Here is a 9,167-nt window from a genome sequence, read left to right on the forward strand (position 1 = left end):
GAATTGGTGGCATGGGTCTCGATGAGATTGCCCGCGAGATTCTGGTTCGGCATTCTGTGGCTTTCCCGGATGCGCCTTTAGCCGCTCCACGTCTGGAAGTGGGTGGTATCTATCAGTGGAAACAACGGGGTGAGAAGCATATTTTCAACCCGGATACGATCCATCTGCTTCAGCAGTCGACGAAGAAGAACGATTACACGATCTTCAAGAAATATTCGAAACTTATTGATGATCAGACCCAGAACGCCATTACGTTACGAGGTCTGCTGAAATTCAAAAAGGGCACTCCCGTACCTATTGACGAGGTTGAACCCATCGAAAGCATTTTCAAACGCTTTGCGACGGGCGCTATGTCGTTTGGTTCGATATCTTGGGAAGCCCACACAACCCTGGCCATTGCCATGAACCGCATCGGCGGCAAAAGCAATTCTGGCGAAGGTGGCGAAGATGAGTTACGTTATAAGCCGCTCGAAAACGGCGATAGCATGAATTCAAGCATCAAGCAGGTAGCATCGGGGCGTTTTGGCGTAACGAGCTACTACCTGACGAATGCGAAGGAATTGCAAATAAAAATGGCGCAGGGAGCCAAGCCTGGCGAAGGTGGTCAGCTACCCGGCTTTAAAGTTGATGACTGGATTGGTCGGACACGCCATTCAACACCTGGCGTCGGTCTGATTTCGCCCCCTCCTCACCACGATATTTACTCGATTGAGGATTTAGCGCAGTTGATTTCCGACCTTAAAAACGCCAATCGTGATGCTCGTATCAGTGTCAAACTGGTATCCGAAGCAGGGGTTGGAACCATTGCCGCAGGGGTTGCTAAAGCCCACGCCGATCATATTCTGATTTCAGGACACGATGGTGGAACGGGAGCTTCTCCCCTATCGTCGATCCGTCACGCTGGCCTACCCTGGGAACTTGGCTTGGCTGAAGCGCACCAGACGCTGGTTAAAAACAAACTGCGTGGCCGCGTAACGGTACAGACAGATGGTCAGATACGTACTGGTCGTGACCTGGCGGTAGCTGCATTACTTGGTGCCGAAGAATTTGGCGTAGCGACGGCTGCGCTGGTTGCTGCGGGTTGTATTATGATGCGGAAATGCCATCTGAACACCTGCCCGGTGGGTGTAGCAACGCAGAATACTGAACTGCGCGCGCTGTTTACGGGCAAGCCCGAACACGTAGTAAATATGTTCACGTTCCTGGCTATGGAACTACGTGAGATCATGGCCGAACTTGGTTTCCGGACCATAAACGAAATGGTTGGTCAGGTTCAAATGCTCGAGTTGCGCGACAACCTGCCTCATTGGAAATATAAAAACCTTAACCTTGATGCGCTGCTTTACAAAGAGCCAACCACGCTCGACGTAGCACTGTATAAGCAGGAAGAGCAAAACCACTATCTGGACGACGTCCTCGACCGGAAACTGATTGAACTGGCTCAACCAGCGCTGAAATCGGCTGAGAATGTCTATGGTGAGTTCACCGTGCAGAACATCGATCGGAGTATCGGTACGATGCTATCGAACGAAATCTCGAAAGTATACGGCGGCCCCGGCTTACCCGAAAGTACGATTCACGTTAAACTGCGCGGAACAGCGGGGCAAAGTTTTGGTGCGTTCGGCACGAGCGGTATCAAGCTCGAACTTGAAGGTGATGCCAACGATTATTTCGGCAAGGGACTCTGCGGTGCTCAACTGATCGTATATCCTGACCGGACGGCTCAATTCCAGCCCGAAGAAAACAGCATCGTTGGGAACGTATCATTCTACGGCGCCACGTCGGGCGAAGCGTTCATTCGTGGTATGGCGGGCGAGCGTTTCTGCGTACGTAACTCCGGTGCTAAAGTTGTCGTTGAAGGTATTGGTGATCATGGCCTTGAATATATGACGGGCGGACTGGCAATCATCCTGGGCAAAACGGGGCGTAACCTTGCAGCCGGCATGTCGGGTGGTGTTGCTTACGTCTGGGATCAGGATGGTACGTTTGCCTCTAAAGTGAATGGCGAAATGGTCAGTCTGGAACCGCTCAATGACGAAGATCAGGGCATCCTTCGGGAATACGTCGACAAGCATTTCCAGTACACCACCAGCAACGTAGCACTGGCGCTGATTCAGAACTGGGACAAGCAGATTGGTCAGTTTGTGAAAGTGATGCCAGGTGATTTCCGTCAGGCGCTGGCTGGGCGCGGCATTTCGCTGGCCGATCAGATTCGCGACAAAAACATTGTTTATCAGGATATTACCGTCGACGTAACGCATGGGTAAGGGATGAAGTTAGAGCCTCCCCTACAGTTTGCAGAACGCAAACTGACACACTATTTACTTGTATTTCGCGATAAAGACGATAAATCGAACTATCTGAGGCTGGCTGGTTATACTTCAGAGAACTGGCGTTTGCTAAAGCAAGACTTGCTGACGCTGGCTCATCTGGGTGAGGCCAATCCAGAAAGCGAAGATGCTTACGGATCGTCTTACAGTATAGTCGGCGAATTGAAAGGACCTAACGGCCGCCTGTTACGCGTTAAGACAATATGGAAGCGGGATATTGACGAAGAAATTACTAAATTTATTACGTTATATCCGCCAAAGCAGTAAATGAATATGCAATTACCGCTGTATGAACGAGTCGCTTTACGAGTCGATGTCCCTGAGCAGGATTTAAAAAAAGGGGATATTGTTACCACAGTCGAATTCTTCGAAGCTCGACGTAACCTTCCCAATGCCTATGTTGTGGAGGTATTTAACGCAATTGGCGAAACTATAGCTGTATTCACAGTAAAAGAGGACGATTTGGAAGCCTTGACAGGACATGATGTTCTGAGTAAAAGAACATTAGAAACTGCCTAATACGTAACATGGGAAAACCTACCGGATTTTTAGAGTATGCGCGCGAACTCCCGAAAAAGCGCGACCCGCAGCAGCGGATTCATGACTATAAAGAAATTGAAGTACCGCACTCGGAGAAGGATTCGCAGCGGCAAGCCGCTCGTTGTATGGACTGTGGTACGCCTTTTTGTCACAGCGGCTGTCCGCTGGGAAATATCATTCCTGAGTTTAATGATGCGGTATACGAGCAGAACTGGGCCTATGCCTATGAGATTCTAAGCTCAACCAACAATTTCCCCGAGTTTACGGGCCGCATTTGTCCGGCTCCCTGCGAGGCATCCTGTGTATTGGGCATCAACAAACCACCCGTTGCTATCGAATTTATCGAAAAATCGATAGCCGAAGCGGCTTTTGAACACGGCTACGTAACGCCCAAAATTCCGAAAGAACGAACAGGAAAAACCATAGCCATCATCGGATCTGGCCCGGCCGGACTGGCGGCAGCGGCTCAGTTGAACAAAGCAGGGCATACGGTAACGGTGTTTGAACGGGCCGACCAGATCGGTGGCTTGTTACGCTACGGTATTCCTGACTTCAAGCTCGAAAAATGGACCATCGACCGGCGTCTGGCCGTGATGGAAGCCGAAGGCATTACGTTCAAAACGGGTGTAAACGTAGGTGTTGACCTGAAAGCGAAAGATTTACTGGAACAGTTCGATCTGATCATGCTGACAGGCGGTTCAACCGTTCCGCGCGATCTGCCAATCAAAGGACGTGATCTGAAAGGAATTTACCCAGCAATGGAATTCCTGAGCCAGCAAAACAAACGGAATGCAAATCGTCCTGTTGACGTTGACCACCAGGGAGAAAAATACAGCGACGGCGACATTTGGGCAACCGACAAGAACGTAGTGGTTATTGGTGGTGGTGATACGGGTTCTGACTGCGTTGGTACATCAAACCGACACGGTGCCAAGTCCGTAACGCAGATTGAACTGATGCCAATGCCACCTAAGGATCGGGCCGAGAATACCCCCTGGCCGAACTGGCCTATGATGCTACGTACCAGTACGTCGCACGAGGAAGGTTGCGACCGGCATTGGTCGATCAATACAAAAGAATTTATTGGCGACGAAAACGGTAATCTGAAGGCGTTACGTATCGTTGATCTGACCTGGGAAAACCAGAACGGCCGGATGCAGATGGTCGAATTACCCGGTTCGGAACGCGATATTCCGTGCGAACTGGCACTGCTGGCAGCCGGTTTCCTGCATCCGCAACACAACGGCCTGCTGGACGATCTGGGCCTTGAGTACGACGAGCGCGGTAATGTAAAAGCCAACAAATACCAAACGACGACCAACCCGAAAGTTTTTACCGCTGGTGATATGCGCCGGGGCCAGTCGCTTGTTGTGTGGGCCATTTCAGAAGGACGGGAAGCTGCGCGTGCTGCTGACTGCCATCTGATGGGCGAAACCATGCTCGAAGCTAAAGCCGTTTCTATGATATCGGTTGAATAAGCCGATTTCAGTAGGTTATTCATAAAGGAAGCCGCTCCGACAATCGGAGCGGCTTCCTTTTTTACGAACTACGATCACAGCGTCACCGGTTCTTCTTTCTCATCGAAGAAAAGATAGTTCAACAGATCACAGTACGGCTTGATGATGCGGCATCCCCGCACGATTTCATCAGCGAAGTTGGGTTTCAATACGTCTTTATCGGTGTAACGATGCAGGAAAAACAACTCCTTCCGACGTAGCAAATCAATCTCCGGATGATCGGCAGAATAACCTTTGGGCGACGTCTTCATCAATTCGCCATGCGCTTCAGGAAAATAGGCTTTGAATTCGTCAGCCTCAATGATGTCTTTCAACTCCTGAACATTATAATCAATTTCCTGCCGAAACTTGGCGAGATTGGCCGGAGTGGGCTGCCACATACCGGCTCCTAAAAACGACTGATTATCAGGCTGAATATGAACGTAGTAATCAATACGTCCCGAATGACGCCCTCCGGGACCAATTGCAAACGCCAGATTTGATTTGTATGGCGCTTTATCTTTCGAGAATCGGATATCACGATTGATGCGAAAAATACAATCTTTTACCGACGTAGTGGCCAGCGGCTCAAACGGGCTTAGTCCGGCCAGTACACGTTCTGTTACCCCACACAGTTCCGCTTTAGCCGACTCATAACGAGGCCGATTCGCCTGAAACCATTCCCGATTATTGTTTTGGACGAGTTCGCGCATGAACTCCAGCGTAGAGACTGTAAAGGCAGTTTTTGAAGAAGATTTTGTTGTCATAACTTATCAAAGTTAGACAAAATAGCATACCGATTCGTATTAGCTCATTCCAAAAAGTTGCCGCTTAAATTGTCTGGGCGATATGCGTTCGATCGAGCGGAACGCATTGCTGAAATGCGTCAGGCTGTTGAATCCCGACTCGTAACAGGCATCCGTAATACTCTTGGCAGGATTGCTCAGGATAGCTTTCGCCAGCCGAATGCGCTCAGTCAGAATGAACTGTACAGGTGATACGCCTAATTCGCTCTTGAACAACCGGAAGAAATGAGATTTTGACAGGCAGGCTTTATCGCATAGTTCCTCAACCGAGAGGGCTCGGGTAAGGTTGTCACGAATATACGCTACTACGTAAGCCAGACGATTTGTAGTCAGATGCTGATTCGTTTGGTGAATAAGCCCCAGCCGCGCCTGCGTTTGCGAAAGCCGGACAATCAACTCGCGCAGCGTATTCTTGATAAAAAACGGTTTGAACGGATTATTCTCCCGAAACAAACGAATTAGTTTATCAATGAGTGAGCTGATTTCGGGGTCATTACGTAGCAGATAATTATCGGTGTCCAGTTGCCATTGATCGGAAGTTTCAACCCGTGGGACCTGCTCATTGAGTTCGGCGACGGTTTCGCGAATAAACTCATCTGAAATTGTCAGCGCAAGGCAGCGCGTGGGATCATCGAACGTAGCGTCGGGAAAATCAATCTGCATTAGCCGATCCGACGGCAATAATAATGACTCACCGGGTTGATAATTAAACGGATCTAGTTCACGCAGATGCATCACCTTCCGGCCACTTAACATGCTGGTCATGACGGGCGCATTAAACCGTAGTTGAATAAGGTGTGCTTGCTGAAATGTCTCATACAAATGCAGTTCTGCCGCGTCGTGACTCAGCGTTAATTTATTCTCCACCAGCGTATCCAACGGAGCGCCCCAGGCGCTAATGGCTTCATTCTTAATTACTTTTCCTGGTTTTCCCATACCTCGGAAGATGAGACGATTTCGTAAGTATTTAAGATTATAACGTAACTATAGTTGTACAATTACGGCAAAATTTGTAAAAAATCCTATTACCTCACTCAAACCGATTTAACACATGCAAACTGCAGAAGCCCCAAGCAAAATTTTGCCCCGGCCCATGTTTAAAACTCAGTACGAAAACTACATTGGTGGTAAATGGGTAGCTCCCGTCGATGGCGAATATTTTGCCAACCACTCGCCGGTGGATGATAGTCTGATTGCCAAAGTGCCTCGTTCTAAAGCGGCAGATATCGACCTGGCGCTTGATGCCGCGCATAAAGCATTTCCGGCCTGGTCGCGTACGTCGGCAACCGAACGTAGCAATATGCTGATCAAGATTGCTGAAGTTATTGAACAGAATCTGGAGTTTCTGGCCCGCGTCGAAACGGTTGAAAATGGCAAAGCTGTTCGCGAAACGATGGCTGCTGATTTACCGTTGGTTGTCGATCATTTCCGGTATTTTGCGGGTGTTATTCGGGCCGAAGAAGGCAGCCTGGCCGAGTTGGACGTCAATACGGTTTCGCTCATTGTGAAAGAACCTATTGGTGTGGTCGGGCAGATCATTCCGTGGAATTTCCCGCTGCTGATGGCAACCTGGAAATTAGCCCCAGCTCTGGCCGCTGGCTGCTGCGTGGTCATGAAACCCGCCGAACAAACACCTACGTCCATTCTGGTGCTAATGGAATTATTGGAAGGATTAATTCCTCCAGGCGTGGTTAACATCGTTAACGGATTCGGACCGGAAGCGGGGAAACCTCTGGCGCAATCGAAACGGGTGGCCAAAGTAGCTTTCACGGGCGAAACGACTACAGGACGCCTGATTATGCAATACGCGTCGGAAAACCTGATTCCCGTTACGATGGAGTTAGGTGGTAAATCGCCCAATATTTTCATGGAATCGATTGCTGACGCCGACGATGAATTCTTCGACAAATGCGTTGAAGGTGCGGTTATGTTTGCCTTGAACCAGGGCGAAATCTGTACGTGTCCATCGCGGTTGCTGATTCACGAAAAAGCCTACGACCGGTTCATTGAGCGCGTTATTGAACGTACCAAAGCCATTAAAATGGGACACCCGCTTGATCCGGACACCATGATGGGTGCTCAGGCCAGCAACGACCAGTTCGAGAAAATTCTGTCATATATTGACATCGGCAAGAAAGAAGGGGCCGAAGTACTGACGGGAGGGCAGGCTGCCAAACTAAACAGCGGTCTGGAAACAGGATACTACATCGAGCCAACCATTTTCAAAGGCAACAACAAAATGCGGATTTTTCAGGAGGAAATCTTTGGTCCGGTCGTATCGGTCACTACGTTCAAAGATGCCGATGAAGCGCTCCAAATGGCAAATGATACGTTGTATGGCCTCGGTGCTGGTCTCTGGACACGCGATGCGCATGAGCTGTATCAGATTCCGCGTCAGATTCAGGCGGGTCGTGTGTGGGTCAACTGTTACCACAATTACCCTGCCCACGCGCCGTTTGGGGGCTACAAGAAGTCAGGCTTTGGCCGCGAGAATCACCATATGATGCTCAACCATTATCGTCAGAGCAAAAACATCCTGATTTCGTATAGCAAGAGCAAACTAGGATTCTTTTAATCAATTTTGAATGAGTGAAGATTGAATAAGTGAATAGACTGGCGCACGCTTTAGCTATTCACTTATTCAATCTTCACTCATTTCATCCATCTGACTATGAACCGCATCGACCTGACTCCGGCGGCTGCCGAGGTTATTGATAAATTACGCAAGCAACACGGACCGCTGATGTTTCATCAGAGCGGGGGCTGTTGCGATGGCTCCTCACCTATGTGCTACGCGGTTGGCGATTTCATCATCGGCTCGTCGGACGTGTGGCTGGGGCAGATTGACGGTTGCGATTTCTGGATGTCGGGTGATCAGTTTGAGTACTGGCAACATACCCACCTGACCATCGACGTAACGCCCGGCCGAGGAGCCAGTTTTTCGCTGGAAATTCCGCTGGGCGTTCGGTTTCTGATACGTTCCCGCTTGTTTGAACCGGACGAAATGGAGAACCTGACACCCGTCCACGTAGGGCCGCTGGAAGAGGTGTAAGCGAAAATCCAAGCTTAAGTTAATCTTTTTGTCATCCCGACGCAAGAAGGATCTCGGGTTCGATATACAGACTCGAGATTCCTCTTGCGTCGGATGACAAACTTGCTGTCACTGGCCATTCTAAATTTCATTTCGCTGTTGCTCCACGGCCGCATAAATTCATAAATTCCTGATCGTTCTGCATGATCGATTGCATATCAGCACGTAATGAAATAGCCTGCTCACGAGCCTGGTTTGCTTCCGATTCTCTGCCCATTGCACAGTAAACGCGAGCTAAATCAAAATACGCCCAGGCATATTTTGGATCTGCCTTAGTTGCCGCCAAAAGCGTAGTAACAGCCTGCTCATATTGCCGGAGCCTGAATTGAGCATAGCCTTTCAGATTCAATACGTAGGCACTGTTTCGATTCTTTTTTCCCGCCAGATATTCATCGTAGAACGTAATGGCCTCGGCATACTGACCGCGCCGATACGCGTCGATTCCATTCTGTAGCGCTTTATCGTTCATTTTGACCGATTCAACCCGCAAGTTGTCAGTTATCGACTGAACTGGTGACTGCACCGCCAGATTCGTCTGATTGGCGTTTGGTTCGTAATTGTTAACCTGGGCGGACACTTGTTGTACAGCAGGGTTATTTCCTACCTGATTGGTTGGCTCCGTCACGACAGCCGTATTGGGCGTGGACTCTGGCAATGCTTCACTTTTTGATGGTTCCGGCCGCGCATATCGCTGGAAGTTCGTACGCTTTAAAAGATTGTCAAAAGCAATTTGGCCTTGTGGCCCATTTAGTGGGACATTAAATAAATTAACAATCGCAACATTGCAGGCGTTACGTGTCACATTTCGAAAAAGTACGGTGCGAGTCGACCGACTAGCCGTGTACACCAAATACACTCCCTTACTCTGGCAAATACGTTCAATAGCTCCAATCTGCCCTTGACC

9 protein-coding genes are annotated in these 9,167 nt (G+C 49.4%); 6 read left to right on the top strand and 3 right to left on the bottom strand.

Annotated elements, in window-relative coordinates:
• From ACOJS8_RS08110 to ACOJS8_RS08125, 4 genes are all read left to right on the top strand, one after another.
• Positions 1-2,267 (top strand): glutamate synthase-related protein (locus tag ACOJS8_RS08110; protein ID WP_420148037.1); only part of this gene is annotated, 2,267 nt, incomplete at its 5' end.
• A gap of 3 nt (positions 2,268-2,270) precedes the next feature.
• The gene (locus tag ACOJS8_RS08115; protein ID WP_420148038.1) at positions 2,271-2,597 is read left to right on the top strand and encodes a DUF6883 domain-containing protein; all 327 of its coding nucleotides are present in this window, start codon (positions 2,271-2,273) and stop codon (positions 2,595-2,597) included.
• Between the two features lie 6 nt (positions 2,598-2,603).
• Positions 2,604-2,849, top strand: a complete 246-nt coding sequence (locus tag ACOJS8_RS08120; RefSeq protein WP_420148039.1) for a DUF4926 domain-containing protein — start codon at positions 2,604-2,606, stop codon at positions 2,847-2,849.
• Positions 2,850-2,857: 8 nt separating this feature from the next.
• Positions 2,858-4,348 carry a glutamate synthase subunit beta gene (locus ACOJS8_RS08125; RefSeq protein ID WP_420148040.1) on the top strand — a complete coding sequence of 497 codons (1,491 nt, stop codon included), beginning with the start codon at positions 2,858-2,860 and terminating at the stop codon, positions 4,346-4,348.
• 74 nt (positions 4,349-4,422) lie between these two features.
• Here ACOJS8_RS08125 and ACOJS8_RS08130 read toward each other — a convergent pair whose 3' ends face one another.
• Positions 4,423-5,133 carry a DUF2461 domain-containing protein gene (locus ACOJS8_RS08130; RefSeq protein ID WP_420148041.1) on the bottom strand — a complete coding sequence of 237 codons (711 nt, stop codon included), beginning with the start codon at positions 5,131-5,133 and terminating at the stop codon, positions 4,423-4,425.
• Between the two features lie 39 nt (positions 5,134-5,172).
• The gene (locus tag ACOJS8_RS08135) at positions 5,173-6,108 is read right to left on the bottom strand and encodes a helix-turn-helix domain-containing protein (RefSeq protein WP_420148042.1); all 936 of its coding nucleotides are present in this window, start codon (positions 6,106-6,108) and stop codon (positions 5,173-5,175) included.
• A gap of 115 nt (positions 6,109-6,223) precedes the next feature.
• Here ACOJS8_RS08135 and ACOJS8_RS08140 point away from each other — a divergent pair, with 115 nt between their 5' ends.
• Together ACOJS8_RS08140 and ACOJS8_RS08145 are read left to right on the top strand one after the other, a co-directional pair.
• Positions 6,224-7,747 carry an aldehyde dehydrogenase family protein gene (locus tag ACOJS8_RS08140; RefSeq protein WP_420148043.1) on the top strand — a complete coding sequence of 508 codons (1,524 nt, stop codon included), beginning with the start codon at positions 6,224-6,226 and terminating at the stop codon, positions 7,745-7,747.
• A 96-nt stretch (positions 7,748-7,843) separates the two neighbouring features.
• A complete protein-coding gene (locus ACOJS8_RS08145; RefSeq protein ID WP_420148044.1) occupies positions 7,844-8,224 on the top strand; it encodes a DUF779 domain-containing protein in 381 nt (126 codons plus the stop codon).
• A 127-nt stretch (positions 8,225-8,351) separates the two neighbouring features.
• Here ACOJS8_RS08145 and ACOJS8_RS08150 read toward each other — a convergent pair.
• Positions 8,352-9,167, bottom strand: an 816-nt coding sequence (locus tag ACOJS8_RS08150; RefSeq protein ID WP_420148045.1) for a tetratricopeptide repeat protein, incomplete at its 5' end; no start/stop codon positions are given.

The organism is Spirosoma sp. (assembly GCF_048594605.1).
Classification (GTDB): Bacteria; Bacteroidota; Bacteroidia; order Cytophagales; family Spirosomataceae; genus Spirosoma.

Excerpts from the sequence above, each read along its gene's own strand:
- ACOJS8_RS08140 (WP_420148043.1), top strand. The coding sequence starts at position 6,224 with ATGCAAACTGCAGAAGCCCCAAGCAAAATTTTGCCCCGGCCCATGTTT.
- ACOJS8_RS08115 (WP_420148038.1), top strand. The coding sequence starts at position 2,271 with ATGAAGTTAGAGCCTCCCCTACAGTTTGCAGAACGCAAACTGACACAC.
- ACOJS8_RS08120 (WP_420148039.1), top strand. The coding sequence starts at position 2,604 with ATGCAATTACCGCTGTATGAACGAGTCGCTTTACGAGTCGATGTCCCT.
- ACOJS8_RS08145 (WP_420148044.1), top strand. The coding sequence starts at position 7,844 with ATGAACCGCATCGACCTGACTCCGGCGGCTGCCGAGGTTATTGATAAA.
- ACOJS8_RS08130 (WP_420148041.1), bottom strand. The coding sequence starts at position 5,133 with ATGACAACAAAATCTTCTTCAAAAACTGCCTTTACAGTCTCTACGCTG.
- ACOJS8_RS08125 (WP_420148040.1), top strand. The coding sequence starts at position 2,858 with ATGGGAAAACCTACCGGATTTTTAGAGTATGCGCGCGAACTCCCGAAA.
- ACOJS8_RS08135 (WP_420148042.1), bottom strand. The coding sequence starts at position 6,108 with ATGGGAAAACCAGGAAAAGTAATTAAGAATGAAGCCATTAGCGCCTGG.